The sequence below is a fragment of the Skermania piniformis genome (assembly GCF_019285775.1).
GTDB lineage: Bacteria > Actinomycetota > Actinomycetes > Mycobacteriales > Mycobacteriaceae > Skermania > Skermania pinensis.
On sequence record NZ_CP079105.1, the window covers coordinates 3560200 to 3586328 of the forward strand.

26 protein-coding genes, 4 tRNA genes, 1 pseudogene and 1 other annotated feature are annotated in these 26129 nt (G+C 66.6%); of the genes and pseudogenes, 19 read left to right on the plus strand and 12 right to left on the minus strand.

Annotated features, from left to right (window positions below; translation table 11 throughout):
* Positions 1-37: 37 nt before the first annotated feature.
* The gene (locus KV203_RS16535; RefSeq protein WP_066473941.1) at positions 38-295 is read left to right on the plus strand and encodes a transposase; all 258 of its coding nucleotides are present in this window, start codon (positions 38-40) and stop codon (positions 293-295) included.
* Here KV203_RS16535 and KV203_RS16540 read toward each other — a convergent pair.
* On the minus strand, positions 232-1542 hold the full coding sequence (locus tag KV203_RS16540) for an ISL3 family transposase (RefSeq protein WP_066473944.1): 1311 nt from the start codon (positions 1540-1542) through the stop codon (positions 232-234). The two genes, KV203_RS16535 and KV203_RS16540, sit on opposite strands and share 64 nt — an antisense overlap.
* Positions 1543-1800: 258 nt before the next feature.
* Here KV203_RS16540 and KV203_RS16545 point away from each other — a divergent pair, with 258 nt between their 5' ends.
* On the plus strand, positions 1801-2673 hold the full coding sequence (locus KV203_RS16545; protein WP_246600192.1) for an IS3 family transposase: 873 nt from the start codon (positions 1801-1803) through the stop codon (positions 2671-2673).
* Positions 2654-3066, plus strand: a pseudogene (locus KV203_RS19795) (type ISP restriction/modification enzyme); the annotation flags it as partial. The gene KV203_RS16545 and the pseudogene KV203_RS19795, both read left to right, overlap by 20 nt.
* A gap of 238 nt (positions 3067-3304) precedes the next feature.
* Here the strand turns inward: KV203_RS19795 and KV203_RS16555 are convergent.
* On the minus strand, positions 3305-4981 hold the full coding sequence (locus KV203_RS16555) for a DUF262 domain-containing protein (RefSeq protein ID WP_157079944.1): 1677 nt from the start codon (positions 4979-4981) through the stop codon (positions 3305-3307).
* Positions 4982-5874: 893 nt separating this feature from the next.
* On the opposite strand from KV203_RS16555, the gene KV203_RS19800 reads away from it, so the two are divergent.
* Positions 5875-6195 carry a tyrosine-type recombinase/integrase gene (locus KV203_RS19800; RefSeq protein WP_066473950.1) on the plus strand — a complete coding sequence of 107 codons (321 nt, stop codon included), beginning with the start codon at positions 5875-5877 and terminating at the stop codon, positions 6193-6195.
* Positions 6196-6308: 113 nt separating this feature from the next.
* On the opposite strand, the gene KV203_RS16565 is transcribed toward KV203_RS19800, so the two are convergent.
* Positions 6309-6382 (minus strand) — tRNA-Phe (locus KV203_RS16565).
* Positions 6383-6417: 35 nt separating this feature from the next.
* Positions 6418-6491, minus strand: a tRNA-Asp gene (locus tag KV203_RS16570).
* A gap of 227 nt (positions 6492-6718) precedes the next feature.
* Between KV203_RS16570 and KV203_RS16575 the strand changes: the two genes are divergently transcribed.
* Both KV203_RS16575 and KV203_RS16580 read left to right on the plus strand, forming a co-directional pair.
* On the plus strand, positions 6719-7225 hold the full coding sequence (locus tag KV203_RS16575; protein ID WP_066473952.1) for a hypothetical protein: 507 nt from the start codon (positions 6719-6721) through the stop codon (positions 7223-7225).
* Between the two features lie 105 nt (positions 7226-7330).
* Positions 7331-7531 (plus strand): hypothetical protein, encoded by a 201-nt coding sequence (locus tag KV203_RS16580; protein ID WP_083530298.1) that lies wholly within the window; start codon positions 7331-7333, stop codon positions 7529-7531.
* 63 nt (positions 7532-7594) lie between these two features.
* Here the strand turns inward: KV203_RS16580 and KV203_RS16585 are convergent, their stop codons facing one another.
* The 3 genes from KV203_RS16585 to KV203_RS16595 all read right to left on the minus strand — a co-directional run bounded on the left by KV203_RS16585 (position 7595) and on the right by KV203_RS16595 (position 10580).
* Positions 7595-8788 (minus strand): saccharopine dehydrogenase family protein, encoded by a 1194-nt coding sequence (locus KV203_RS16585; RefSeq protein WP_066474095.1) that lies wholly within the window; start codon positions 8786-8788, stop codon positions 7595-7597.
* 631 nt (positions 8789-9419) lie between these two features.
* Positions 9420-10073, minus strand: coding sequence for an IS3 family transposase (locus KV203_RS16590; protein ID WP_066473957.1), 654 nt, complete (start codon positions 10071-10073; stop codon positions 9420-9422).
* A 100-nt stretch (positions 10074-10173) separates the two neighbouring features.
* Positions 10174-10302, minus strand: a sequence feature (AL1L pseudoknot).
* A complete protein-coding gene (locus KV203_RS16595) occupies positions 10263-10580 on the minus strand; it encodes a transposase (RefSeq protein WP_169797547.1) in 318 nt (105 codons plus the stop codon). (Overlaps the previous feature by 40 nt.)
* A gap of 163 nt (positions 10581-10743) precedes the next feature.
* On the opposite strand from KV203_RS16595, the gene KV203_RS16600 reads away from it, so the two are divergent.
* Together KV203_RS16600 and KV203_RS20115 are read left to right on the plus strand one after the other, a co-directional pair.
* A complete protein-coding gene (locus tag KV203_RS16600; protein WP_083530294.1) occupies positions 10744-11214 on the plus strand; it encodes a recombinase family protein in 471 nt (156 codons plus the stop codon).
* A 233-nt stretch (positions 11215-11447) separates the two neighbouring features.
* Positions 11448-12566: a recombinase zinc ribbon domain-containing protein gene (locus KV203_RS20115; protein ID WP_425516902.1), complete on the plus strand. Its 1119-nt coding sequence runs from the start codon at positions 11448-11450 to the stop codon at positions 12564-12566.
* On the opposite strand, the gene KV203_RS16610 is transcribed toward KV203_RS20115, so the two are convergent.
* From KV203_RS16610 to KV203_RS16620, 3 genes are all read right to left on the minus strand, one after another.
* Positions 12526-12601 (minus strand) — tRNA-Glu (locus tag KV203_RS16610). The two genes, KV203_RS20115 and KV203_RS16610, sit on opposite strands and share 41 nt — an antisense overlap.
* Positions 12602-12675: 74 nt before the next feature.
* Positions 12676-13329, minus strand: a complete 654-nt coding sequence (locus KV203_RS16615) for a ScbR family autoregulator-binding transcription factor (RefSeq protein WP_066473964.1) — start codon at positions 13327-13329, stop codon at positions 12676-12678.
* Positions 13330-13708: 379 nt separating this feature from the next.
* Positions 13709-13781, minus strand: a tRNA-Lys gene (locus KV203_RS16620).
* A 169-nt stretch (positions 13782-13950) separates the two neighbouring features.
* Here KV203_RS16620 and KV203_RS16625 point away from each other — a divergent pair.
* The 4 genes from KV203_RS16625 (at position 13951) to KV203_RS16640 (ending at position 17803) form a co-directional block, all read left to right on the plus strand.
* Positions 13951-14493 (plus strand): hypothetical protein, encoded by a 543-nt coding sequence (locus KV203_RS16625; RefSeq protein ID WP_066473968.1) that lies wholly within the window; start codon positions 13951-13953, stop codon positions 14491-14493.
* A 123-nt stretch (positions 14494-14616) separates the two neighbouring features.
* Positions 14617-15237 carry a DUF937 domain-containing protein gene (locus KV203_RS16630; RefSeq protein WP_066473970.1) on the plus strand — a complete coding sequence of 207 codons (621 nt, stop codon included), beginning with the start codon at positions 14617-14619 and terminating at the stop codon, positions 15235-15237.
* A 182-nt stretch (positions 15238-15419) separates the two neighbouring features.
* Positions 15420-16382 carry an acyl-ACP desaturase gene (locus KV203_RS16635; RefSeq protein ID WP_066473972.1) on the plus strand — a complete coding sequence of 321 codons (963 nt, stop codon included), beginning with the start codon at positions 15420-15422 and terminating at the stop codon, positions 16380-16382.
* 179 nt (positions 16383-16561) lie between these two features.
* Complete coding sequence (locus KV203_RS16640; RefSeq protein WP_066473974.1) at positions 16562-17803, plus strand: NADH:flavin oxidoreductase/NADH oxidase family protein; 1242 nt, start codon at positions 16562-16564, stop codon at positions 17801-17803.
* Positions 17804-17822: 19 nt separating this feature from the next.
* Here the strand turns inward: KV203_RS16640 and KV203_RS16645 are convergent, their stop codons facing one another.
* Positions 17823-18560 (minus strand): TetR-type transcription factor C-terminal domain-containing protein, encoded by a 738-nt coding sequence (locus KV203_RS16645; RefSeq protein ID WP_066473981.1) that lies wholly within the window; start codon positions 18558-18560, stop codon positions 17823-17825.
* A 26-nt stretch (positions 18561-18586) separates the two neighbouring features.
* Positions 18587-19357 carry an FAD-dependent monooxygenase gene (locus KV203_RS16650; protein WP_246600193.1) on the minus strand — a complete coding sequence of 257 codons (771 nt, stop codon included), beginning with the start codon at positions 19355-19357 and terminating at the stop codon, positions 18587-18589.
* A gap of 42 nt (positions 19358-19399) precedes the next feature.
* On the opposite strand from KV203_RS16650, the gene KV203_RS16655 reads away from it, so the two are divergent.
* The 7 genes from KV203_RS16655 to phoU all read left to right on the plus strand — a co-directional run bounded on the left by KV203_RS16655 (position 19400) and on the right by phoU (position 26108).
* On the plus strand, positions 19400-19561 hold the full coding sequence (locus KV203_RS16655; protein WP_218821029.1) for a hypothetical protein: 162 nt from the start codon (positions 19400-19402) through the stop codon (positions 19559-19561).
* A gap of 9 nt (positions 19562-19570) precedes the next feature.
* Complete coding sequence (locus KV203_RS16660; protein WP_066473987.1) at positions 19571-20194, plus strand: VOC family protein; 624 nt, start codon at positions 19571-19573, stop codon at positions 20192-20194.
* Positions 20191-20436 (plus strand): hypothetical protein, encoded by a 246-nt coding sequence (locus KV203_RS16665; RefSeq protein WP_066474096.1) that lies wholly within the window; start codon positions 20191-20193, stop codon positions 20434-20436. Before KV203_RS16660 ends, KV203_RS16665 begins: the two co-directional genes overlap by 4 nt.
* Positions 20433-21665 carry an alpha/beta hydrolase gene (locus KV203_RS16670; RefSeq protein WP_066473997.1) on the plus strand — a complete coding sequence of 411 codons (1233 nt, stop codon included), beginning with the start codon at positions 20433-20435 and terminating at the stop codon, positions 21663-21665. Before KV203_RS16665 ends, KV203_RS16670 begins: the two co-directional genes overlap by 4 nt.
* A gap of 161 nt (positions 21666-21826) precedes the next feature.
* Positions 21827-22897, plus strand: a complete 1071-nt coding sequence (gene dusB / locus KV203_RS16675) for a tRNA dihydrouridine synthase DusB (RefSeq protein WP_246600975.1) — start codon at positions 21827-21829, stop codon at positions 22895-22897.
* Positions 22898-23296: 399 nt separating this feature from the next.
* Positions 23297-25336: an LCP family protein gene (locus KV203_RS16680; RefSeq protein WP_246600194.1), complete on the plus strand. Its 2040-nt coding sequence runs from the start codon at positions 23297-23299 to the stop codon at positions 25334-25336.
* A gap of 94 nt (positions 25337-25430) precedes the next feature.
* On the plus strand, positions 25431-26108 hold the full coding sequence (gene phoU / locus KV203_RS16685; RefSeq protein WP_066474000.1) for a phosphate signaling complex protein PhoU: 678 nt from the start codon (positions 25431-25433) through the stop codon (positions 26106-26108).
* Positions 26109-26129 lie beyond the last annotated feature (21 nt).

Sequence of the window (26129 nt, forward strand, 5' to 3'; positions counted from 1 at the left end):
GTAGCCCCGAGTGCGGGGCGGAAGGGACGATGAACTGATGGCTGGTCGGAAACGGCATTCCGCGAAGGACATCGTGCAGAAACTGCGCCGCGCGGACGAACTCGCCGCAGCAGGCAGCAACAGCGAACAGATCGCCGCCGAACTCGGGGTGTCGCCGGCGACGCTGTACAACTGGCGCCGCGCCTACGGCGGGATGGACACCGACGCCGCCAAAGAACTCAAAGAGGCTCTTCACAATCGAGGGTGTAGTCGGGGTCTGAAGCCGCCGGTCTCGAGTAGTGATCGGGCGATGTAGTTGGTGAGGTTGCGGAAGCCGAGGGCGGAGCCGCGGAGGTGTTCGAGGCGGCCGTTGATTGCCTCGGTCGGGCCGTTGCTGGTGCCGGGCCGGTCGAAGTAGGCCAGGATGTCGTCGGCGCGACGAGTCAGGGTCCGGGCGAGTGTGCGGATCTCGGTCAGGGCTTTCGGGACGCCGTCGCTGACCGAGTTGATCAGCTCGGTCATCAGTTCACGGCCGCGCCTGCGGTCGGGTTCGCGGTAGGCGGCGACCATCCGTTGGTAGATCTCCCAGGTCGCTTCGACCTGGGCGTGGGCGTCGTCGGCGAACAGCTGCTCGAGTCGTTCGCGTTGCCGGTCGGTGAGCAGATCGGCGCCGGTGTGCAGGGTGCGCCGGGCCCGGTAGAGCGGATCACCAGCGCGACCGCGGTGTCCGTGCAGGTCCAGTTGGACGCGGCGCCGGCACCGGTCGAGGGCGTCGCCGGCGAGTCTCGCGACATGGAAGGGGTCCATGACCGCGGTCGCGGCGGGCAGTTCCTCGGCGGCCGCGGTCTTGAACCCGGTGAATCCGTCCATCGCGACGACCTCCACCGCGTCGCGCCACGATGGTGGGCGTTCGGCGAGCCAGGTCTTGAATGCCTGTTTGGAGCGGTCTTCGACCATGTCCAACAACCGGGCGGGGCCGGTTCGGTCGCGGATCGGGGTGAGGTCGATGATCACCGTGACGTACTTGTCGCCCTTGCGGGTGTGCCGCCACACGTGCTCGTCGACGCCGATGACCGTGACCCCGTCCCATCGGTGCGGATCACTGATGAGGACCCGCTTGCCTTCGGCGAGGACGGCGGTGTTGGCGGTGTTCCACGAGACCGCGAGTCCTTCGGCGATCCGAGCGATCGTGAGGTGCTGGCAGACAAGACCTTCCAGTGCCCAGCGCAGCGCCCGGCGGGTGAGCCCAGCTCTGGGTTCGGCCGCGATTTCAGTGTTTTGGCGCCACACATGCCCGCAGCCGGTACAGCGGTAGCGGCGGATAGTGACCAGCAGTGTGGTGGGTCGCCAGCCGAGTGGTTCGTGCGCCAACCGGCGCACGACGGTGTCGCGGGAACGGCCTTCGCAGCCGCAGCGGCGGCACCAGCGATCGGGTTCGGCGACCCGGCAGGCCAGCACCGCCCGATCCGGTTCGACCCGCTGGCCGGTGACTTCGAGACCGAGCTCGTCCAAACCGATGAACGTGTCCAGATCCGGGCGGGCGAAAGTAGTAGCGTCGAGCACGTCGAGGTCTTCCAGATGAGGCGTGTGAGAACCTTCATCTTCGGGAGACCTCGACACCTATCCGGTACCGACGCGCCGACACCTACACCCTCATCTGCGATGAGCCCTCAAAGAGCTGCGTGAGCAGAACACCCGGCTGAAACAGTTGCTGGCCGAGGCCGAGCTGGAGAAAGACGCGCTACGCGAGGTGGCCAAGGGAAAATTCTGAGCCCGGCCGCCAAACGCCGCGCCGTCGACATGCTGAAGCAGACACTTCACATGTCGGAGCGGTTGGCGTGCAAGGCGGTCGGGCTGGCCCGTTCCACCTACCGCAGGACCCCGCTCGCCGAGTCGCCGGCCGATCCGGACGCCGATCTGCGGGACTGGCTCCGCTCCTACGCGGCGAAACATCCGTGTCACGGGTTCCGGCGCGCCTGGGCGGTGCTGCGGCACGAGGAAGGCGCCCGAGTGAACAAGAAGAAGATTCACCGGCTCTGGCGCGAAGAAGGCCTCCAGGTGCGTGCCCGGTCCCCGCGTAAGCGGGCCGGGATCTCGACGGTGCCCCCGGTCGAGGCCGACGCACCCCGGGTGGTGTGGGCCCTCGATTTCCAGTTCGACTCCACGATCGACGGGACCGCGATCACGATCGCGTCGATGATCGACGAACACACCCGCGAATCCTTGCTGCACCTGGTCGAACGCAGCATCACCGCCGAGGCGCTGGTGACCAAGCTCGATCGGGTGTTCACCCGCGCGGGTGGCCCGCCGAAGATCCTCCGGATGGACAACGGTCCCGAGCTGATTTCGCAAGCGCTGCAATCGTTTTGCGCGGGGAAAGTGGGGCTGGCCTACATTCCACCCGGGACGCCGTGGAACAACGGGCACATCGAGTCGTTCAACAACCGACTGCGCCGGGAATGCCTCAACCGCAACCACTGGACCAGCCTGCTCGAAGCCCGTGTCGTGATCGGCGACTTCAAACACGACCACAACACCCACCACTCGGCGCTGGGCTACCGCACCCCAGCCGAGTACGCTGCCGCCTGCCGGGCACACCCACACACCCGTGGCCTGCAAGATCAACTGAAACCGGTACCAAATCAACCTGGCTCTACAACCGAGTGGACCAGTTATCGGGGACCTGCCAGTTGAGCCCCACCCGGTCGACGTGCAACTGAAGCCCGGCGCTGATCCGTCCGATCGGGAGACCTGGCGGGTGTCCAAGCTGAAGTGGGCGAAAAAGAAGCGCCCGGCACACGCAAGAGTGTCGACGACGTCACCAAGCTGATCTACAACGCGAAGGTCGCCATCACCGGCATCCCGGAAGAGGCCGAGCGGTACATGCTCGGCTCCCGCTCGACGCTGGCCTAGATCATCGACCGCTACCAGGTCAAGACCGACAAGGCGTCCGGCATCGTGAACGACCCGAACGACTGGTGCGACGAGCACGACGACCCGCGCTATATCGTCGACCTCATCGCCAAGGTCAAGACCGTCGCGGTCGAGACGATGAAGATCGTCGACGAGCTCGTCGAAAGCGGATAGGACTCGACGACTGGGCCATGTGTCGGATTGCGATTTGTAGTTGGTCCACCGCAATAGCTTCGAGCCATGCTGGTGTTCCTGGCAGGTCCCCTTGGATGCTCGGTGCGATCAATCGCCCATCACGGCCAGCCCGCCAAGTCAAGCTCGGGGACCTGCCTGCGACCCAGGTGGGGGATCGCAACACGGCGCCAGTTGAGGGAGCGCCTGCCGGACACTGACGCTCGCTCGCCGAGCCGTGTCAGTTCAGTTTCCACTCGTCGATGAGGAGCTTCGTGAGTTCGGTCTGGCGGGCGGTGACGGCCTCGGGCGTCCATTGGTCGTAGCCGACGACCTGCGTCGTCAATGCGAACACGGCCGAGCCGTCCGAGGTCGTGAAGTATCTCGACTTCTTCTTGGTGAAGTCGTAGTTGCGGGCCTGGCTGTTCTTTCGTCGGTTCAGCAGCAGCAGATTGCCGAGACGATGCGTCCATTCCTTGCGTTGCTCTGCGGTGAACAATGTCTCCCACTCACTCCCTGCGGCGGGGTTCTGCGGGAGCACGTGTTCGATGCTGATGACGGAGTGGTCGTAGGTTGCCCCGGACCCTTTGGTCAGCAGATCGTCGAGCCGAAGCAGGACATACCGTGCGCGTTCGGCCTGCATGCGATAGACCTCACCGCCGACGGCCTCTCTTGATTCGTCCTTCTCTTGGTCTGTGAGTACGAACGCGTTCGCAGCGAGTCCTTGACCGTTCTTCAGGTCGCGGAGAAGGTCGAGGTAGCGGGTGATCCGGGGTGTCGTGTACTCACGGCGGAGGAGGAAGGTGGCGGCCAAGCGTTCGAGCTTGCCGAGGAACTCGGTTAGGAACGCGGGGTCGTCCGCGTGATGTTTGAGTGCCCACAGCGCGGCGGGTCGCCAGTCCTTGTTGTCGATCATCGACAGTCGTTTGAGCCAGTCGTTGACGGGCGCCCATTGCGTACCTTTGAAGTCGCGTTCAATGGTGCGTTCGAACGCCAAGGCGTATGGCAATAGGAGGTCGTCGATGAACCGCTCGGGTTGCGGGCTGTCCAGGTAGGCGTTGAGTACCTGGTCGGGGAACTCTTTGAGGAGTTCGCGGCGGGCGCGGTCGCCGTTGACGATCGTTCGGATGTCGCGGAACAGCTCGGTGAAGTCACTACTGCCGAGTGATTCTTCGGCGTTCTCCCACTGTTTCGCGTAGTCGTCGTTGTCGCCGAGTGCACCGATCACTTTGGATTTGAAGATGTCGGCGGGCGTTAGGTCCAGGCCGCGGGCGTTCATCACGCTGAAGATGCGGTATGCGCTGTTCAGGTCCGGTGTGCTGACGACGACGAGGAAGGTTTGGGTTCGCAGCAGACGTGCGAGCTGCTTTCGTCGAGCGTCGCTCCATGCCCGCAATCGGGTCAACAGCGATCGCGCGTTGTCCCGCATCCGTTGTTGCGGCTCCGACAGTGCAACGTTGTTGCTGAGCCCGGCCAGGTGCTCGACATTGCCGTAGGTCTGGACGTTTCTTTCGAAGAATGATGCGTCCTGTTTCCGGAGCCGCAGCCGGGGTTTCGGGGGAATGTCGTCGATCGAGTCGCCAGGTTCAAGCACCGTGTTCGTCAGCGTCTGTGCGTCGTCGGTGCTTGCGGCGAGGTCACGCAGTACCGCGAACAGAATAGTGAGTGTGGTCAGGCGTTGCTGTCCGTCAACGACATCGAACTCGGTTCCCGATCGCCGGATCAGGACCAGCGATCCCAGGAAGTAGGGCTCGTCCGAACTTCGTTCGAGTGCTTCTTCGAGGTCGTCGAGGAGATGTATGGCCTCTTCGGTCCCCCACCGGTAGGGGCGCTGATAATCAGGGATCGTGAACGAGTAGTCGCTCGAAAAGACCTTTCTGAGCGGCTGTTCGTGGGCGTCCAATGTTTTGGTGGTCATTCCTATTGCTCGTTTTCCTCTACGTCGATGTCGAATGTGTCGCCGAGCCTCGCGAGAGGCTCACCCTTTTCCGATGAAACTGCGTCGTCGGAAATGTCGGTCACTCGCAAAAATCGCATAGTCGCATGCCAGTGCGTGCGGCAAGACTACGTTGCAGCGCGCACACTTGACTCCCCTGCGGGACTCGCACCCTCAAGAACGACATTGCGGACAACGGTAGTCCCTGCAAGTAGCGCAGTAGGTAGCGTCCGTCGCAGCACAGTCTTCAAAACATGCGGCGCAGGTGGTTTCGAAGGTGCCGACATCGTATCCGGACTCTCTGACGGGATTCACGAGTCATGGCTCGACGGTTCTGAGGATGCCCTGTCGTCAAGCACGACTGGCACACTGAAACCGAGCGCGGTGGAGGTGGTAACGGGGCAGGAGTGGTACCGCCGCGTGACCGCGGCATGCCCGTCCGCACGAATGGACACATCCGCAACCGGTCTCCAACTCTCCGGCGACGGTCATGCGGTTCATCGCGCTTAGGCTGCCGGTGGGCTTCTTGCTGTTGCTGCTGATGATCGTAACCAATTGAGCGTCCATCACCGACCCTGACGATCGATGCCGCGTTCGGGCGTCGTCGGCCTATAGGACGCTACCGCGCGTCAATCGGGACCTCGGCGCATCTGCGGCAGTCGCTCGTCGGATTCCGGACCGAGGCGCCGGGTCGTATCGCCGCGCTGAGCGGCGACGGCGCAACCGACGCTGATCTGTGCCTCGGTGTCCGCGAGATCGCCACCGTTGAGCACTGCGGCCGCGCGCAGCTGGGCTGCCCACCGATCGTCGAGGGTCCGACCAAGAGCAAGGCCGGTCGACGCAGCATTCCGATACCGACACTGTTAATTCCGCTCTTGAAGGCTCGCATCGATGGCCGCCCCAACGATGAGCCGGCGATCACCTCCCCAAAGGGATCGCGGCTCGGTCTCGAGAACTGGGAGCGCGCCGTCGACTGGCGCAAGCAGGTCGTCGCACTCGTCCGGCCGACGCTGCGCGTACACGACCTTCGACACACGTACGCGTCGCTGGCTCGTTCTGCCGGCGCCGACCTGACGCTCCTTCAGGTGACGATGGGGCACACGTCAATTACGGTCACTGCACACACGTACGCGGACCTCTACGATTCGGATCTGGATCGCGTCGCGGACGCGCTCGACGGGCTCGGATTCGACTGACGAAGTGGCGGACGGTCGCGCGTGGCGGACAATCGCGGATTTCGAGGCCGAACAAACCATCGGACCGACGTAGTGAGACTCGCAAACTGCCTCTGACCTGCGGAAAGAGAGGGTGGCCAGGGCCGGGATCGAACCGGCGACCTTCCGCTTTTCAGGCGGACGCTCGTACCAACTGAGCTACCTGGCCGGACGGCGTCAACCGACACCGAAGCGCACATTGTGCGACCCTGACGGGACTCGAACCCGCGACCTCCGCCGTGACAGGGCGGCGCGCTAACCAACTGCGCCACAGGGCCTCGCCGATCTCTCGATCGGGAGCTCGGCAAGCTTAGCAACGTCGCCCGTCATGGCCAAATCCGCGAACGGCCGGCCGGAGAAAGTACTTCAAGTTTGATTTATCCCGTTTCCGCATACCCGGCGTCGGGTTGGATTCTCGAGCCCGCTAGGTTGTGACTCGTGGAACTCCTGAGCACTCCAGCGTGGCGTGAGGTTTGTTGATCATGAATTTGGAATGATCAGAAATATGCAGAGTCGATCCGATGAGCAGCAGTTGTTGAACGCGGAGTCCGTCTCGAGCAATGTCTTGCGGCCGGGCAGTGTTTTCGGGTTCCTGGCCGAGCACAGACGAACCATTTTCCCCGAGGAGACGCTCACCCATCTGTTCCCGACCGACTACGGCACCCGTCGGCCGGTCGACATCACCACCAGCTGTACCGAAGAAGAGCCCGGTGCCAACGAACACCCGGCAGCCGAACCGACCCCGGTCGGCGTTGCCCTGCTCGAACACGGATCCGACCAACCGGCGGAACCGAAACCGAACACCACTGATCAGGAGGAGTCGGCGATGGTCGGGAGCACGACGTCTACCACCTGGTTCACCCTCGGCAATCGCAGCGACGGTTCCCGGCTTCGGCCGGCCCCCGCCGCTGCGGCCGATCGACCCCGGCTGCGGCCGGCGTCCGGGCTGAACCTGCGCCAGTTGTTTTCGCTGGGCCTGCGACCCAACCGATCGTCGTGGCCGTTGGCCTGACCATCGGCACGACCGGCATCGCCTCGGCAACCGATGATGCGCATCGGGATCTCGCGGCTTAGGCTGGGAAAGATCCCCGTCCTCGACCAGCGGAGAGTGATCTCGTTGAATGTCCGCAAAATCATCACCCGAACCGTCACCTGCGGTGCGGCGGTAGCCGCCATCGGACTCGGTATGGCCCCGGCCGCCTCGGCGGCCCCGTCCTATCTACCGGTCCAGCCGGCGCTGTCCTTCGGATCGGTCACCGTACCGATCTGCCTGGTCCTGCCGGTGCCAGCGCCGGTCACGGCGGCAATCTGTATCTGATTCATCCGGATCGGATTCACCGGCCGAGTACCCGCAGGGAGCGATCCCTGCGGGTACTTCGCGTCAGGAGTCCGTTCCGACGACGGTGAAGTCGATTCCGGCAGAAGCGAGCCGTCGCAGGAGATTCTCGCCCATGGCAGTTGCGGTGGTGACCTGTCCGGAGGTCGGCGGGTTGTCGTCGAAGGCGAGGCTCATGGCCGCCTCAGACAGCATCTTTGCGGTCTCGGTGTAGCCCGGGTCGCCCCCACGCACCTGGGTATGTACCGTGCGGCCGCCGCCCTCGCCGACGAAGTCGACGGTGAACCAGGTCCGGTCGCGACGCTGCTGCGACGGCCCGTCACCCTGCGGAATCCGGTTACCGATGGCGCGGCGAGCAGCCGGTACCTGCACGGCGACGAGCGCGGCGGTGAAACCTGCGGCAGCGCCGAGGACGGTAACCGCGCGCCGGACGCCGGCGTAGTGCGAGTAGGTGAAGTCCGGGCCGTAGTCGGCGCGGGCGCGACCGGAGCGCTGCACGATTTCCGGGTCGATCGTGGGGAGCGGAATCAGCCAGGTATCCAGGATGCGATCGTGCCGGGGAGCGCCGAGCTTGGCGCGGACCCGGCGGTTCTGCGGCCGGGACTCGACGCGTTTGCGCTCGGTCGCCGCACGCTGCATGGCCGGCAGCCGCGATAGCTGGCCGAGGCCCGAATGCAATGTGCCACCGGAGATCGCGGCATTGGTACGAAATACTCCGCGGACCGTGAGCGGGACGCCAGTTGGTAGCTGCTGCACCGTATAGAGCGCTCCGAGGTCGTGCGGGATGGAATCGAAGCCACACGCGTGCACCAGCCGGGCCCCGGTCGATTGCGCCGTGGCATGGTGCTCGAGATACATCCGATCGACGAATTCGGGCTCGCCGGTGAGGTCCACGTAGTCGGTTCCCGCCGCGGCACAGGCCGCCACGAGCGGGCCGCCGTACTCCAGGTAGGGACCGACCGTCGTGATCACGACCTGCGCCGACTCTGCCACGACCCGCAACGATGCAGAATCCGCCGAGTCCGCGTGCACCAGCGGCAGCTCACCCAAGCGGGGATCGATCCCGGCCAGTCGGTCGCGGACCGCCGCCAGCTTGGCCTGGTTACGCCCGGCCAAGGCCCAGCGGGCGGTGTCGGGCAGGTGCGCGGCCAGGTACTCGGCGGTAAGACGGCCGGTGAAGCCGGTGGCACCGAAGAGCACGATGTCGAAAGCTCGATCGGTCGTACCGTCGGTGGTCATGATCGGGTCTCCTGCGTACATATCGATGTCGACGATCGGCAAAGTTTGAGCCGACCGCAATGTTTGCGATGCATACATTACCCGAGCCGTCGGGCGCCGACACGTCCACGAACAGCGCAGCTGCGCCACCTGGGCGAACTCGGCCGTGCGCAAGTGATCCGCAAGTGCGGGCCCCAGCCAAGCATGCCAAGGGCGGCTGCATAGTCCGGCGGCTCAACAACCAAGCCCTCTTCACCAAAGACCTATGTCAACAAAGACCGAGCGTGGGGTGAGCTGGCCGAGCCGTTTCGGACGTTGGTGGATCCGGAAGCGAAGCGACGGCGACGGCGGAAGGGGCGAAGGGAGCAAACAAGGCGCCGGATGAACCGACGCCGAGCCCGACCGCCCGAGTCGCCAAAGACGGAGCGGCCAGCGGCGGCAGCTGCCGGTCGCAGCTACCGTCCCAACCGGATCCTATCGACCGATGAGATTGCGGATGTTGTCGAGCGGTACGAAGCCGGAGCTACCGTCGCCGAGCTGGCCAGCTCCTACCGCGCCCATCGGGAGACAATCAGTCGAGCACTCGCCAAGTCCGGCGTGGTCACGCGCTACCGCAAAGACAAGATGAACCGTCACGGGTAAGGGACCGGCTTCAGGTGTTGACCAGCGCCGGTCGGCGTGCCGGGTTTTGAGCGTAGTGGGCGGTCTCGTACTCGACCGGGGTGAGGTAGTCCAGCCGTGAGTGCAGACGTGCGTTGTTGTACCAGTCGACCCGTTCCATGAGTGCGTACTCGACGTCGTCGACGGTCTTGAACGGCCCGTGCCGGCGCACGACCTCGGTCTTGAACAACCCGATGATCGACTCGGCGAGCGCGTTGCCATAGGCGTCGCCGACACTCCCGATCGACGCCGAGAGCCCTCGCAGAGCAAGGGATTCAGTGAACTTCACGGACGTGTATTGCGACCCGGCATCCCAGTGGTGGATCAGTCCGGGTTCGATCGGGCGCCCGTAGTGCTCGCGCCGCCAGACCGCCATGTTGAGCGCTTTGGACACCAACCCGGTGGTCTTCGTACTCGACGTGGTCCACCCGACGATCGCGCGGGAGGAGGCGTCGAACACGAACGCGACGTAGGCCCAGCCGGTCCAGGTCGACACGTAGGTGAAGTCGGCGACCCACACCAGGTCCGGTGCCGCGGCGGTGAAGTCGCGGTTGAGCCGGTCACCGGCCCGCACACCGTCCTTCGCGGGGATCGTCGTGCGCAGCGTGCGGCCTCTGACCACCCCGTTCATACCGAGATCGCGCATGATCCGGTCGACGGTGCAGAACGCCGCGTCGTGCTCGAGGTGTGCGTCGGCGACATCGCGAGCCGAGGCCGGCCGATAGCGGGCTTTGCGGGTAGGTCCGGGGTGCGATCTGGATGCCGTGCTCGGTGAGCGCGGCGCAGAGCGACTCGACGCCCTAGACCTGGCGGTACTGGTCGATGAAGCCGACGATCAACGGTGTCGCGGGTCGAGCTCCCGCGCGAAAAAAGCCGACGCCAACTTCACGATCTCGTTGGCCTGCTTAAGTTCTCGGTTCTCACGCCGCAACCGTTCGAGCTCGACCTGCTCGGCGGTCTGCATGGTCGGTGCCGATGCCGACACTCCGGCCGACTGCGCCTTCACGATCCACAGCCGCAGCGTTTCGGGATGCACGTCGACCATCGAGCCGATCGCCTGGGCGGCCGCATACGCGGATCCGTACTCGTCCAACCGATCCAGAGCCAGCCGCAACGCCTTCTCACGAACCTCGGGCGGGTAACGCTTCGACATGGTGACCATCTTCCTCAAAATCGGAAGCGGTCCCCAACCCGTGACGGTTCAGAGTGCCGACCGGCACCGATCCCGATTCGCCGCTATCTGACTCTCCGCATATGTACGGCTTTCCGAGCTTCCCCGCCCGATCAGTGACCACAGCTCCGCAGGAGGCTCGACAATGACCGCTATTGACGACCGCACCACACGCCTGACGGCAATCCCGCCAACGACCGCCGGGCCAGCGCCGATGATGGCGACCGCAACGGCCACGGCCGCCACCTACCTCCGCGTCAGTACCCGGGAGCAAGCGGAACGCGACGGCGAGCCAGAGGGGTACTCGCTGCCAGCGCAGCGGGAGGCCAATCGACGAAAGGCTGAGGCGCTGGGGGCGACGATCGTCGAGGAGTTCGCCGAACGCGGGGCCTCAGGAACCAAAGCTGAGTCGCGTCCGGAGCTGCAACGGCTGCTGCGCTATCTCCAGGAACACCACGTCGACTACGTCATCGTGCACAAAGTTGATCGGCTGGCGCGCAATCGGCTCGACGATGCTCAGATCCATGTGGCGATCAAGGAAGCCGGGGCGGAGTTGGTCTCGGCGACGGAGAACATTGACGAGACCCCAGCGGCATGTTGGTGCACGGCATCATGAGTTCGATCGCTGAGTTCCACAGCCGGAACCTGGCGACTGAAGTCACCAAGGGCATGAGCCAGAAGGCGAAGGCGGGCGGCACCCCGGGCAAGGCTCCCCTCGGCTACCTGAACATCCGCCGGATTGCCGAGGACGGCAGCATCCTGCGCACCGTGGAAGTCGACCCGGTACGCGGTCCCTTGATCGCCTGGGCCTTCACGGCCTACGCGACTGGTGACTGGACGCTCAAAGCCATGACCATGGAGCTGGAACGGCGCGGGCTGACGACGAAGCCCGGTCGTACCAAGCCAGCCGTGCCGATCAAGTTCAACAGCCTGCACAAGATTCTGACCACGCCGTACTACCGCGGCGAGGTGGTCTACCAAGGGGCGCACTATCCCGGCAAACATCAGCCGCTGACTGACCCCCTGACCTGGACGCGCGTCCAGCAGGTGCTGGCGTCTCACGCCACCGGCGAGAAGCAACGCACCCATCCGCACTACCTGAAGTCCAGCGTGTTCTGCGGCAACTGCGGCAGTCGCTTGATCATTACCAACAGCAAGAACCGTCAGGGCACGGTCTACCCGTACTTCATCTGCCTGGGCCGGCATCAGAAGACCACCGACTGCCAGCAGAAGGCAGTGCTGATCGAACGAGTCGAAGAGCTGGTCGAAGCGCACTACGACCAGATCCAGCTCGACCCTGCGCTGGGCCGACGGATCGAGACCATGCTCCGAGCGGAACTACGCAGCCAGCACGCCAGCTCCGAGGCTGAGCAGCACGCCCTGACGACCCAGAAGACCAGGCTCGAAGACGAACAGCTCCGGCTGCTGCAAGCCCACTACGCGGGGGCAGTGCCCGTCGAGCTGCTCAAACGAGAGCAAGAACGAATGACCAACCAACTGGCCAGCATCGACGCCCGACTGACCAGCCTAAACGTCGAACGAAGCACCGTCGAGGGGCTGGTCGGACGAGCGCTGGAGTACGCGATTCACTGCGCCAGCGCGTACCGACGCGCCAAGCATGCGAAGGGTGGTAGCACCGTTCGGCGGCTCTACAACCAAGCCCTGTTCACCAAGATCTATGTTGATGAGGACCGAGCCTGGGGTGAGTTGGCGGAGCCGTTTCGGACGGTGATGGATCCGGAGGTAAAGCGTGCGGCGAGGGCGGAAGGGACAAGCGGAGCGAACAGGGCACCGGAGGAACCAGTCCTTGGCCTGAACTCCAGCCCCGACGCGACCCGGTCGGTAGGCGAGGCTTACCTTGCTGAATTGGCAGTTAGAGAAACGAAAAAACCTGTGCTTGAGAGCACAGGTTTGAAAGAGAGCATGTTGGTACCCCCTACGGGATTCGAACCCGCGCTACCGCCTTGAAAGGGCGGCGTCCTAGGCCACTAGACGAAGGGGGCGCAACTCCGCGATGTGATCGCGGGATGCCGGACCAGCTTAGGGCAGGAGCGCCCCGACCCCAAACCGGTTTCGCTCAGCCGGTTACGGCCGGGTCGCGGCCCGACCGCCATCCGGTTCGCCGGAACTCTGCCAGCCAGTCCGGCGCCGCGACCGCGCGCAGGATCAATTCCAGCGTTTCCGTGTACCGGTCGCGCAGACTCGACTCCGTCGCGCCGCTTCCCCACAGGTAACCCTGACCGACCAGGGCAGCGGACAGGGTCCGCGCGGCGCCGGCTACGTCGGTGCCGGACGCGAGCTTGCCGTCGGCCTCGGCTCGAGCCAGCAGCAGCGATACCGCGTCGATCCACACCTGGCTGCCGGCGTCGCCGTCGGCATGCAGGTCGGGCTCGGTGTGCATCCGGAAGTCGGCGCGGACCACCGGATCGGTCTCGAACAGCTCCGCCACCTCGTCCAGGACCAGGTGCAACGCCTCCAGCGGATCGACGTCGGAACGAGCCGACCACCGGCCGACGATCTCCTCATGCCGCTCTCGAGCGGCGTCCATCACGGCTCGGGCCAGATCTTCCTTCGAGTCGAAGTGGAAATACAGCGCGCCCTTGGTGGCGTTGGATCCCGCGAGGATCCGGTTCAGCGATGCCGCCGCATACCCACTTCGACTGAACTCGGCCGCAGCCGACCCGATGATTGCCGCCCGGGTGCGACGCGCGCGCTCTTGCTGCCTTGCCAAGCGACATCCACCTCTCGAATCCGGCGCCAACTAGGTCACTGAGGAAATACCCCGATGTCCGGGTCGTACCCATGCACGTGCCCGATCGGCTGCACCGTCCGACGTTGGCGACCGGTCGACGAAACGAGCAGGCACGAGGCCGGAAAACACACCGGGTGGTATAGTTCCTCCACCTGGACATGCCGAACCGGCACACCCAGGTCGCAATCGAACACTCGAATCACTAGAACACTCGAATCACACAGTCACCAGACCGCGGCGTCGACCGTCCATGCCGTCGACGACAACGACCTCTTCGCATCCGACCCCAAGCCGCGCAGACTAGCTAGCCTCCGCGGCTTTTCGGCCGGGTTGCTCGCCTTTCGACAGGCAAGCCACGTGCCCCCCGTAGGGCTCGAACCTACGACCTATGGATTAAAAGTCCACAGCTCTACCAACTGAGCTAGAGGGGCTCGGGGCCAAAGCGTACCTGACCAGCCCGCCATATCCGGCGCCATGCCGAAGCGCCGGGGCCGCGTTCGCTGCCGTCGCGCGATGCCCGACGACCGGCCTGGCCGGAGGCTATTGCAGCTGCAAACTATACAGACCGGCCGGTCGCATCAGCATCGTTATCCTGGACACGTGCGCGCGCTCGTCCATCTGCTTTTGTTCGCCTCCGGAATCGCGGTCGGGTTCGGCGGCCTTCTGCCGCTACTCGGCGATGTCGAGTTCCGTGACATCACCTTGACCGTTCTTCGCGACGGCTTTCCGGATCAACCGACGCTGGAGCAACTCGGCGCGGTCAACGCATCCGTCACCAACTCGGCCACCCTGCCCATGTTGGTGGCAGCCGTGCTGATCGTGCTCGGTGGGCTCACCGGCGCCCGATTCCTCGCCTGGCTCGGCGTGCTGACCGGGTTCGCCACGGTGGGACTGACGATCTGGCGGGTCGCGGAACCGCTCGGCGAGGTGATTCGCGCCAGCTACCCCGACCTGATCCACCCGTGGGGCGTCGCCCTGGTCGGCGGCGGATTGTTGGTCGCCCTGCTGGCACTGATGGCCCCCCGAGAACGCCGCCTGGCCACCCGAGAACGCTTCCTAGCCCAACGGGAACGCCGCCTGGCCCAACGGGAACGCCGCCTGGCCCCGGGAGAACGCCGCCGCTTCCTGTGGCGCCGGCGCTAGCCGGGCCGGCCGGAAACCCGGAGCACCGAAACGCTTCTGCAAACACCGGGCGCGCACTGCGACTACCCTGGTCGGCGAACCGGTGCGCAACGGGTGTGCACCCCGAGGACTGAGCGGGCGCGAATGGCATCCATCGAAGATCTTCTGTCCCAGATTCCGGTCAAGCAGATCGCCGATCAACTCGGCGTCGACGAATCGACCGCGTCGACCGCGGTCCGGGCGGTAGTGCCGACCCTGGTCGGCGGCATGCAGGCGAACGCGCAGGACTCGGCCGGTGAGACCTCGCTGCAGAACGCAGTGGACTCGCACACCGGCGAGCTGCTCGACGGCGGCGTCGAGGTGTCCCAGGTGGACACCGCGGACGGCGCGAAGATCGTCAACCACGTCTTCGGTAGCCAGACCGACCAGGTGGTCAACACCCTCGGCAATGTCGGCGGAGTCAGCAGCGACCTGATCAAGCGACTCCTCCCGATCGTCGCACCGATCGTGCTCTCCTATATCGCCAAGCAACTCAGCGCCAGCGCCGGCGGGGCTGCCGCCGCTCCCGCCCAGCAACCGCAAGCAGCGGGCGCCGGCGGCGGTGGACTCGGCGACATCCTGGGCAGCATCCTGGGCGGAAGCAGCGGCGCAGCCAATGCCGGCGGCGGTGCACTGGGCAGTGTCCTCGGCAGCGTGCTCGGGGGCAGCAACAGCGGAGCACTCGGCAGCATCCTGGGCGGTCTCCTCGGCGGCGGCCGACGCTGAACCGCCCCGACCGGCCGGGGCATGGACCCCGCTGGCGACGTGCGGGCCGGCGTCCACACGTTTCACTGGGCACTTACGGTGCCGTAGGCTGAGCTGGCGACGTCCACCCGCGAAGCCGAGGTGTATACGCGATCGGCGTACGTGGACGTATGAGGAGCCGACACCGAAGGGGCATTTTTTACATGACGCGCGACCTAACTCAGCTGGAGCTGCTGACCGAGCTGGCTCCGGTTGCCGAGGAGAACGTCAACCGGCACCTGTCGATGGCCAAGGAGTGGCACCCGCACGATTACATCCCTTGGGACGAGGGCCGCAACTTTGCTGCGCTCGGCGGTGAGGACTGGAGTCCGGAGCAGTCGCGGCTGACCGAGGTGGCGAAAGCCGCGATGATCACCAACCTGCTCACCGAGGATAATCTGCCCTCCTATCACCGCGAGCTGGCCGAGAACTTCGCCCAGGACGGGCCGTGGGGCACCTGGGTCGGTCGGTGGACCGCCGAGGAGAACCGACACGGCATCGTGATGCGGGACTACCTGGTGGTCACTCGTGCGGTCGATCCGGTCCAGCTCGAGCAGTTCCGCATGGAGCACATGACCAACGGCTACTCGACCCCCGACGTAGACGATATCGGCGCCAGCTTCCTCTACTCGGTCGCCTACGTGACGTTCCAGGAGCTGGCCACCCGCGTCAGTCACCGCAACACCGGCAAGGTGTGTGCCGACCCGATCGCCGATCGCATGCTGCAACGCATCGCGGCGGACGAGAACCTGCACATGATCTTCTATCGGAATCTGGCGGCCGCGTCGCTCGATCTGGTTCCGGACCAGACGCTGGAGGCGATGACGCTGATCATCAAGAACTTCCAGATGCCCGGCGCCGGAATGCCGAACTGGCGCCGCAATGGCGTCCTGATGGCCAAGCACGGCATCTACGACCTGCGGCAGCATCTGGAGGAAGTGCTGATGCCGGTGTTGCGTAAGTGGAACATCTTCGAGCGCGACGACTTCGGCCCGCGCGGAGAGAAGGCCCGCGAGGAGCTCGGCGAATTCCTGGGGAAGCTGGAGAAAGACGTCCTCCGGTTCGAGGAACAGCGCGATCGGATGTTGGCTCGCGAAGCCAGCAAGCGGGAACGAGTGGCGGTCTGACCGCTGCCGTCGAACTCCGAACGGACCGGGCCGATCAGGCCCGGTCCGTTTTGTCGTAACGGGCCCGGCGTCCGTTCGGTCCACGTGTGTCGGTCACCACAGGGCGAAATGTAGACGGCGCTCACATAAGCATCTAGGCTAATGTGGACGCCGCAAACATCGCCGTCCGAGGAGTTCCGATGTCGCCCACGATGTTCGATCCGCTCACCCTGCCGAATGGTTCGGTGCTACCGAATCGGCTGGTGAAGGCCGCGATGGAGGAAAACATGGCCGGGCCGGGCCAGCTGCCGACAGGGCCGATCCGGCGCCTCTATCAGAGGTGGAGCCAGGGTGGTGTCGGACTGATCATCACCGGCAACGTCATGGTGCACGCCGAAGCACTGACCGGTCCGGCCGGAATCGTGCTGGACGCGGAATCACCACTCGAGCCGTTCCGGGAGTGGGCGGATGCCGCGCACAGCGGGGGCGCCCGGGTATGGATGCAGATCAATCATCCGGGTCGCCAGGTGCGCGCGGACATGCCCGGCGTCGCATGGGGCCCGTCCGCCGTCCGGGTCGATATCGGCAAGCAGAGCAAGCGCCTCGCCCAGCCGGTCGCGATGACCGCCGAGCAGATCGACGCGACCGTCGCGCGGTTCGCCACGACGGCGCAGCGCGCCGAGCGCGCCGGATTCGACGGGGTCGAGATCCACGCCGCGCACGGCTACCTGCTGTCGCAGTTCCTGTCCCCCTTGGTCAACCGACGCACCGATCGGTGGGGTGGAACACTGGAGAACCGGGCCCGGCTGTTGCTCGACGTGGTGCGCGCGGTGCGCGCCGTGGTCGGGGCCCACTTCACCGTTGCAGTGAAACTCAACTCGGCCGACTTCCAGCGCGGCGGCTTCGACGCCGCCGACGCCGGTCGGGTGATCGCTATGCTCGCACCGCTCGGCGTCGACCTGGTCGAATTGTCCGGTGGCAGTTACGAAAGCCCGGCGATGTCCGGTCGATCGGCCGACTCCCGCACCGTCGCCCGCGAAGCGTACTTTCTCGAGCTCGCCGCAGAACTGGCCGGCACCAGCCCACTGCCGCTCCTGCTGACCGGCGGGATCGTGCGCCGCCAGGTGGCCGACGAGGTGCTCGCCAACGACATCGACCTCGTCGGCATGGGCACCGCGCTGGCGGTCGACCCCGAACTACCCAACAAATGGCGCCGGGGCGACGACACGGTCGTCCTCCTCGCGCCGGTCCGGATCGAGGACAAGGCCGTCGCGTCCGCCGCCGGCATGGCCCGCGTCCGCCGCCACCTACGCCGTCTCGGGCGGGGCCGGACACCGCGGCCGGGCGGTAACCCGAAGCTGGCGCTCGCAACCGAAACAATCCGGCAGAAACGCGCGCTACGGCGGTACCGCACCTGGCTCGATCGTCGCGCCGCCGCCTGATCCCGGCGATGCGACCGGATCAGCTGATCGTCCGGTCTGCGCGCGTCGATTGCACATACCGATCGAGGTAGTTCAGGTTCTGCCGGAGCGCGGCGATCGCCGCGGTCGGGCCGTCGCCGATTTCGGCTGCCGCACGTTCGTGCCGGACGCTGTTCACCGCCATGTCCGCGAGCTGCGCCGCCACGGTTTCGGCGCTGTCCTGGCCGGGCCGAAACCACCAGGCCATCCAATTGATCATGCCGATGACCCCTAGCGCGGCGAACCGCGGATCCACCGGACGGAAGGCACCCGCGTCGATCCCGTCCTGGACGACCTTGATGAAGGCTTTCAGGACACGCTTACGGCTGCGTTCGTAATCCTTCGAAAGTTGCTCGGGCAGTTCGGCTTCGGAGCGGATGAGCAGGCGGAACCGGTCCGGGGCGGCGGCCTGGTGCTCGGCGATCGCGGTCACCATCCGGTGCAGCCGATCCACCGGTCGAAGTTCGACGTGCTTGTTGATCTCGGCCAGCAGGACAGCCGGCTCTTCGGTGATCTCGGTGACCAGCCGTCCGAGCAGTTCGTCCTTGTTCGCCACGTAGTGGTAGAGAGCGGGCCGGGTGAGACCCATCGCATCCGCGATGTCCTGCAGGCTGGTGCCGGCGAACCCGCGCTCGGCGAACAGCACCGTCGCGTGCTGCATGATCTGCTTCTCGACGAGATCACGCCGCGTCGAGCTGGCGGTGTTCGCTTTCGCGCGGCGCGGCTCGGCTGTCGACATGTGCGAAGGATATCGCCCGGCCCTGGTCAGACCGGAACCTCGCGGGTCACGGCGACCAGATGCGTGCGTCCGCTCGCGAGGCCGGCGGCGAGATCGCCGACATCGCGGTGCGCGCCCTCGACGACGACCAGGCTGTCGGTGCTGCGGCACAGCCGCTCGGCGAGGTCGAGGCGCACCAGCAGTGCCGCGCGGTCCGCGGATCCGGTGAGCCACAACGTCTGCGTCGCCGGCAGCGAGGCGACGAACGCGTCCGCCGCGGGCCCTCGCGCGGACTCGAGGTCGACGTCGACGACCGTCGTGGTCGCGGCGAACCGCAGATCACGGTCGGCGGCCCGGCGGGGATGGGTGATGCCGTCGTGCGTGAGTGGCCGGTCCAGGACCCACTCGGTGACGTCGCTATCCGGCACGGCCGTCGCGGCGATGCCGGCGTAGTCGGCCAGACCGCGGCGCCCGAGCGCCGGCGCGTTCTGCACGAACCGCGCGAGGTCGACCTTCCCGGCTCGGGTCATGTACGCGAGCATGAGCTGGGCGACCGGCAGGTGCATGCGTTCGGGGAACGACTCCCACCACAGTTGACTGCGGTGCGCGATCTCCTGCAGGTGCAGTACCGCCGGCCTGCGGCGCGCCTCGTAGTCGGCGAACGCGCTCGGCAGGTCGCGCGCCTCCCGGATCGCCACATCGAGCGCGATCGCGTCCTCCATCGCGAGCTTCGTGCCCGAACCGATGGAGTAGTGCGCGGTGTGGGCGGCGTCGCCGAGCAGCACGACGTTGTCCCGATGCCACGACCCGCATTTCACGGTGCGGAAACGCAGCCAGCGGGTTCGGTTGCCGACCAGCCGGTGGCCGTGCAGGGCGCCGGCGAACGCCTGCTCGAGGTCGCCGACAACGCCGAAGTCGGTTGCATTCCCGGCGAACGGGTCCTGCGCAGCCTCGAACTCCCTGTCGCCATCCCGGGCGCGGGCAGCCTGCTACGCGCGGACACCGAATCCGTACCGGCCTGAGGAGCCATCATGTCGCATCTTCCGCACACCGTCCGCGGCGTCGACCACGTCGCCTACCCGACCTTCGATCCCGCGGGCACGGTCGCCTTCTATCGCGATGTGCTCGGCTTCCCGGTCGTGCACTCGATCTGCGCGGCCGGGTGGGGCCCGGACAAGCACCCGGACTTCATCCACTTCTTCTTCGACATCGGCAACGACGACCGTCTCGCGTTCTTCTACTACTTCGGACTGGAGCCGTTCGACGGCGGCCCACAGGGCGATTCGTACTCCCGCTTCGACGAGCACGTGCCGATCTGGTTCATCCGGTCACGCCATCTCGCCATCCACGTGGACTCCGAAGCCGACCTGCTCGAATACCGCCGGCGTCTCGACGACAGCACCTGGCCGGTCGAGATGCAGATCCAGCACGAAACCATCGAGTCGATCTACACCCACGACCCGAACGGGTACATGATCGAGATCACCAGGGCGCTGCGACCGGTCACGCCGCAGGAAGACCTCGACGCGAACCTCACCATCGACGCCCTCGTCGACGTGGTACAGGGGCCCGACGTCAGCATGGGCGCGCTGCTGGCCCGCAAGGCCGAACTCATCGTCGAGCGTGCCGCCGAATGGGAGGTGACACCGCGATGACCCAGCTGTTCATCCTCGACGTCCCGGAGAACACGCCGGTCGTCACCGTCGCCGGCCAGGCACCGGAGGTCACCGTCGACCGGATCGGACCGTACTTCCGCATCACCGCCGACACTCCGATCGTGATCGACCGGCGCGCCACCGGCTGCCGGCACGCCGTCTGGTACAGCAGCATCGCCGGACTCGTGCGCTCCCGGATCACCCAGTGGGACAAGGACGCCCTGCGGATCGAGCCGGCATGAAACAGAGCTCGCAACGGCTCGGCGCGGGCCGCTACATCGACGCGGCCGCGGCCCCGGCCGACACCGTGACCGCCGTACACGAACTCGCCACCCACGACGGCGCGAAGGTGACCGGCGTCCTTCGCGTCGTGCCGGGTGCACGGACCGTCGTCGCGCTCATGCACCCCCGCCAGGACCTCACCCATCATGTCCTCGTCCCGGAACTGCTCGCCGCCGGCGTCGCGGTGTGGACGCAAGGCACCCGCGCCACCAACAACGACATCGCGCTCGTCCACGAGCAAGCGTTGCTGGATGTCGCTGCCGGACAGGTATTCCTGCGCGAACAGGGCTTCACCTCGATCGTCACGCTCGGGCATTCGGGTGGCGGAACGCTGTTCGCGTTCTATCACCAGCAAGCGGGAAAGCTTGCGGGAGAACGGATCGCGGTGACGCCCGGCGGGCGGCCGATCGATCTCGCAGGTGCGGAGATGCCGGTGCCCGACGGCGCGATCTTCCTGGCCCCCCATCCCGGGCAGGGCGCACTGATGCTGCGCCTGATCGACCCGTCGGTCACCGACGAGGCGGACCCGCTCTCGGTCGACCCGGACCTGAATCCGTTTGCTGCGGCAAACGGTTTCGCCGATCCACCGGCGTCGTCGCAGTACCCCGCGGAGTTCGTCTCGCGCTACCGCGCGGCCCAGCGCGCGCGGATCGACCGGATCGACGCCGTTGCCCGGGAACGGATCGCCGAGGCGGACGCCGCGCGCCGGCGATTCAAGGCCGGTGGTGATCCCGCCGACCGCAGGGCAGCGCTCGTGCCGCGCGTACTCACCGTCTATCGCACCGACGCCGACCTCCGGTTCGTCGATCTCGCCCTCGACCCCAACGATCGCCCGTACGGATCGCTGTTCGGCCGCCGGCCCGACCTCACCGACTACGGCCTCGTCGGGTTCGGCCGCTTCAGCACCCCCGAGGCGTGGCTCTCGACCTGGTCCGCCACGCACACCAACGCCGACTTCCTGCGCTGTGCACCGGGTGTCACCGTGCCTACCCTGTTCGTCGAACTCACCGGCGACCAAGCCTGTTTCCCGGCCGACGCGCAGGCGATGGTCGGCGCGCTCGGCGCCTCCGACACGACGTTCCGGCGCGTACGCGGCACCCACTTCGGCGGCGCGATCGAGGACGGCGAACGCACCGGCGCGCAGGCGGCCGCCGTCGAGATCGACCACTGGCTCGACCGACTACGCTAGCCCCATCGCGATCGTCGACCTCCGGTCCGCGCGGAGCAGTCGCGGATTCGCGTCGGCATCGGCGGATCAGCGAGAATCGACTCGTGCAACCCGCCGTCGACACCACCACCCCCGTGCGGATCGGACCGTACCCGGTCGATCCGCCGGTCGTGCTTGCCCCGATGGCCGGCATCACCAACCTCGCCTTCCGCACGCTCTGCCGCGAATTCGGGTCCCCGACCGCGATCTACGTCTGCGAAATGATCACCGCCCGCGCCATCGTGGAGCGCAACGAAAAAACGCTGCACATGATGTCGTTCGCCGAGCACGAACACCCACGGTCGATGCAGCTCTACGGGGTCGACCCCACAACGTTGGGTGCGGCCGTCCGGATCATCGTCGGCGAAGGCTGGGCCGACCACATCGACCTCAACCTGGGCTGCCCGGTTCCCAAGGTAACCAGACTCGGCGGCGGCGCCGCCCTGCCCTACAAACGCCGACTGTTCGCCGACATCGTGCGCGCGATGGTCACCGCCGCCGAACCCTACGGGGTCCCGGTCACGGTCAAATTCCGGATCGGCATCGACGACGACCACGAAACCTTCATCGACGCCGGCCGCATCGCCGAAGCCGAAGGCGCGGCCGCCGTCGCTCTGCACGCCCGCACCGCCGCCCAACGTTATTCCGGTACCGCCGACTGGACCGCTATCGCCCGGCTCAAGCAAGCCGTCACCACCATCCCGGTGCTCGGCAACGGCGACATCTTCACCGCCGCCGACGCCATCGCCATGATGACCCGAACCGGGTGCGACGGCGTCGTCGTCGGCCGCGGCTGCCTCGGCCGGCCCTGGCTGTTCGCCGAACTCGACAACGCCCTGCGTGGGCTTCCGGCGCCGACCCCGCCGACGCTCGGCGAAGTCGCCACCATCCTGCGCCGCCACGCCGGCCTGCTCGCCGACCATCACGGCGAAGACCGCGGCATGCGGGATCTGCGCAAGCACATGGCCTGGTATCTGATGGGGTTCCCGGTCGGCGCCGAACTCCGCCGCCGACTCGCTGCTGTGTCGACGCTCGACGAACTCGACGACCTGACCGCCCAGCTGGACCCGAGCGTGCCGTTCCCCGCCGATGCGGGTGGGCCCCGAGGGCGGCAGGGCTCGCCGGGCAAGGTAGCCCTGCCGTACGGCTGGCTCGACGATCCCGAAGATGCCACCGTGCCGGTCGGCGCCGACGTCCTCCACAGCGGCGGCTGATTACCCGCATCGGCCGGGCAAACATGGCGCCGACCTCCGTATCGAGCCGAATTCCGGGACCGAGCCAGGCTCTGCGGCATTCCGACGAGTCGGTTCCCCGCCCCTGGCAATGGTGGATTCCAAACCGCAATGGACTCGTTATCATGGTGAGCCGGCGGGCATTCGGAAGCGACCGAGACGGCATGCACGCGGCGAAGCGAGGTGGGTGGACAGGTGAATCAGGGTCCGCCGCTGCATACCCGCAGAGCCCCCTGGGAGCGGCGCTTCGGTGAGTCGGCGGACCCGGCGCCGACGCGAGACCGCCCGGTTTCGCCGCCGGTCGCGCCCCCCACGCCAGGTTTCGCGGCGCCACCCGCTCCCCCGCCGCCCGCGGTACCACCACGAGAACCCACTCCCCCGGTGGCAACTCCGGTCCCCCCGCCACCCGCGCGGCACGCGACCGAACCCACCGTGCGGCGCGCGACCGAACCCACCGCGCGGCGCGCGACCGAACCCACCGCGCAGCGCGCGACCGAACCCACCGCGCGACGTCATGCCGCTGCCGGTCGCCGCACCGCCCGGCTGCTCGGGCAAGGGTCGGATGAACCGCAGCCTGCTGCCGCTCCGCCCGCGGCTCGGCGTCCATCGGTCCGGCCGGAGATTTCCCGGCCGGATGAACCGCAGCCTGCTGCCGCTCCGCCGCCGCCGCCGACCGAGGTGATCGCGAAACCCGAACCGGTCGCCAAACCCGACCAAGCCGCCAAACCCGAGCAAGTCGCGAAACCCGAGCAAGTCGCCAAACCCGAGCAAGTCGCCAAACCCGAGCAGGTCGGCGGCGCACCCCCGGCCCACCGCGGACGAGCGCACAACCGCATGGTCCGGCGACACCGACGAACCACCATGGTGGTCCGCTCGATCGTCGCGATGGTCGCCCTGCTCGCACTGGTGCTCACCGGCAGCGCGTGGGGCTATCTACGCGCAACCGACAACGGATTCGCTCAGGTGGCCGCGCTGGACGAAAATTCCACCGACGTCGTCGACCCTGGCGGGCAGACCGGCGACGAGACCTACCTGATCGTCGGCACCGACACCCGTGCCGGCGCGAACAGCAAGGTCGGCGCCGGTACCGCGGACGAATTCGAGGGCTTTGCCCGGTCCGACACGATCATGCTGGTGAACATCCCGGCGAACCGGCAGCGTGTCGTGGTGGTCTCCTTTCCCCGCGATCTGGACGTGCACCGGCCTGCCTGCCAGCGCTGGGACAACAGCACCAGCAGCTATACCAACGAGATGATCCCCGCCGCGGACGGCGACAAACTCAACGCCACCTACGCGGTGGGCGGGCCGAAGTGCCTGGTGAAGGTGATCCAGAAGTTGTCCGGGTTGAAGATCGGGCACTTCGTCGGAATGGACTTCGCCGGGTTCGAGTCGATGGTCAACGAGGTAGGTGGGGTCCAGGTATGCACCAGCACCCCGCTGACCGACGGCGAGCTTGGGCCGATCCTGACCACGACCGGAGTGCAGACCATCAACGGTGCGACCGCACTGAACTACGTGCGCGCGCGCAACATCGTCGCCGAGGGCAACGGCGACTACGGCCGAATCAAACGCCAGCAACGATTCCTGTCGTCGCTGCTCCGCTCGGCGTTGTCGAACAAGGTGCTGCTGGATCCGGGCAAACTGAACGGCTTCATCTCGGCATTCACCCGGGATACGTTCGTGGAAAAGGTCACGACCCAGGACCTGGTCACGCTCGGCCGCTCGCTACAGAACGTGGACGCCGGCGATGTCACCTTCCTCACCGTGCCGACGGCGGGCACCAACGACTACGGCAACGAGATTCCCCGGCTCGACGACGTCAAGGCCATCTTCCAGGCAATCATCAACGACGACCCACTGCCCGGGGAGAAGGGCTACTCCGCCCCGGCCGGCACCGGCCCGACCGGATCGAGTGCTCCGCCGACGACCACCAGCACGTCGGGCACCGACTCGTCCGGCACCGAATCGTCCAGCACAAGCACGTCGGCGGTCCCGACGACGAAAACCCAAGTGATCACGCGCACCGCGGTTGCCCCCAGTTCGGTCAGCGTGCAGGTGTCCAACGCCTCCGGAATAGCCGGCCAAGCGGCCGAAACTGCCAACTCGCTCGGCGCCCTCGGGTTCCGGATCTATACCGTCGGTAACTACTCGGAGACCACCGAGACGAGCTTGATCCGGTACTCACCCGGACAGGAGACCGAAGCGGCAACGCTCGCCTCGGCCATTCCCGGCGCCGTACTGCAGCCGGCGGACGACCTGGGGAGCATCGTCGAAGTGGTGCTGGGCTCGGAGTTCGGCGGGTCGGTGCAGCGACCGCAGCCGGTCGGGAGCAGCGTGACGGCCACCGAGGCCACGGCGCCGACGCCGCAACTGCCGACCGATCTGGCCCACGTCAACGCCGCCGATCGGTCGTGCGACTGACGTCGTTCGTACGGCCGACCCGGCGCGTACTGTTCATCGAGCAGTACCACGAGCGTCGGGCGGCTCCGGCGAGGCTGGGGGTAATTTCGTAGTTATGCGCGCCGCCTATACCGAACAACTCGCGTCCCTCGGCCACACCCTGGGCGATATGGCCGCCCTGGCCGGCGCTTCGATGGAGAAAGCTACCGACGCCTTGCTGCAAGCCGATCTCGCGGTTGCCGAGCAGGTCATCTCCGAGTACGACCGGATGGCCGAACTCACCCGCACCGCCGAGGAACAGGCATTCGCCCTGCTCGCGCTCCAAGCGCCGGTCGCCGGTGACCTCCGGCAAGTCGTGAGCACCATCCAGATCGTCGCCGACGTGGACCGGATGGGCGCGCTGGCGCTGCATGTCGCCAAGATCGCGCGGCGGCGGCATCCACAGCACGCGCTGCCGGACCAGGTCAACGGCTACTTCGCCGAGATGGGCCGGATCGCGGTCGCGCTGGGCCGGGCCACGCAGGAGGTCCTGGAGACTCGGGACCCGGAGCGGGCAGCGACGCTGCACGACGAGGACGAGGCGATGGACGACCTGCATCGTCATCTGTTCACCCTGCTGATGGACCGGGACTGGCCGTACGGGGTCGCCGCCGCGGTCGACGTGACGTTGCTCGGCCGGTTCTACGAGCGCTTCGCCGACCATGCGGTCGAGGTCGGCCGCCGCGTCATCTTCCTGGTCACGGGATCGCTCCCGTCGCCGGACCCCGAAGACCACTTGGCCGGCCGCACCTGACGGCATCGACCATGCCGGCCG

What these genes read in the sequence shown, in the direction of transcription:
- KV203_RS16595 (WP_169797547.1), bottom strand. Translation starts at nt 10,580, where the DNA reads ATGTCGAAGCGTTACCCGCCCGAGGTTCGTGAGAAGGCGTTGCGGCTG.
- KV203_RS16670 (WP_066473997.1), top strand. Translation starts at nt 20,433, where the DNA reads ATGAAACAGAGCTCGCAACGGCTCGGCGCGGGCCGCTACATCGACGCG.
- KV203_RS16665 (WP_066474096.1), top strand. Translation starts at nt 20,191, where the DNA reads ATGACCCAGCTGTTCATCCTCGACGTCCCGGAGAACACGCCGGTCGTC.
- KV203_RS16645 (WP_066473981.1), bottom strand. Translation starts at nt 18,560, where the DNA reads ATGTCGACAGCCGAGCCGCGCCGCGCGAAAGCGAACACCGCCAGCTCG.
- KV203_RS16590 (WP_066473957.1), bottom strand. Translation starts at nt 10,073, where the DNA reads ATGCGCGATCTCGGTATGAACGGGGTGGTCAGAGGCCGCACGCTGCGC.
- KV203_RS16640 (WP_066473974.1), top strand. Translation starts at nt 16,562, where the DNA reads ATGTCGCCCACGATGTTCGATCCGCTCACCCTGCCGAATGGTTCGGTG.
- KV203_RS16635 (WP_066473972.1), top strand. Translation starts at nt 15,420, where the DNA reads ATGACGCGCGACCTAACTCAGCTGGAGCTGCTGACCGAGCTGGCTCCG.
- KV203_RS16545 (WP_246600192.1), top strand. Translation starts at nt 1,801, where the DNA reads ATGTCGGAGCGGTTGGCGTGCAAGGCGGTCGGGCTGGCCCGTTCCACC.
- KV203_RS16585 (WP_066474095.1), bottom strand. Translation starts at nt 8,788, where the DNA reads ATGACCACCGACGGTACGACCGATCGAGCTTTCGACATCGTGCTCTTC.
- KV203_RS16555 (WP_157079944.1), bottom strand. Translation starts at nt 4,981, where the DNA reads ATGACCACCAAAACATTGGACGCCCACGAACAGCCGCTCAGAAAGGTC.
- KV203_RS16600 (WP_083530294.1), top strand. Translation starts at nt 10,744, where the DNA reads ATGACCGCTATTGACGACCGCACCACACGCCTGACGGCAATCCCGCCA.
- KV203_RS16535 (WP_066473941.1), top strand. Translation starts at nt 38, where the DNA reads ATGGCTGGTCGGAAACGGCATTCCGCGAAGGACATCGTGCAGAAACTG.
- phoU (WP_066474000.1), top strand. Translation starts at nt 25,431, where the DNA reads ATGCGCGCCGCCTATACCGAACAACTCGCGTCCCTCGGCCACACCCTG.
- dusB (WP_246600975.1), top strand. Translation starts at nt 21,827, where the DNA reads ATGGCCGGCATCACCAACCTCGCCTTCCGCACGCTCTGCCGCGAATTC.
- KV203_RS20115 (WP_425516902.1), top strand. Translation starts at nt 11,448, where the DNA reads ATGACCATGGAGCTGGAACGGCGCGGGCTGACGACGAAGCCCGGTCGT.
- KV203_RS16660 (WP_066473987.1), top strand. Translation starts at nt 19,571, where the DNA reads ATGTCGCATCTTCCGCACACCGTCCGCGGCGTCGACCACGTCGCCTAC.
- KV203_RS16630 (WP_066473970.1), top strand. Translation starts at nt 14,617, where the DNA reads ATGGCATCCATCGAAGATCTTCTGTCCCAGATTCCGGTCAAGCAGATC.
- KV203_RS16575 (WP_066473952.1), top strand. Translation starts at nt 6,719, where the DNA reads ATGCAGAGTCGATCCGATGAGCAGCAGTTGTTGAACGCGGAGTCCGTC.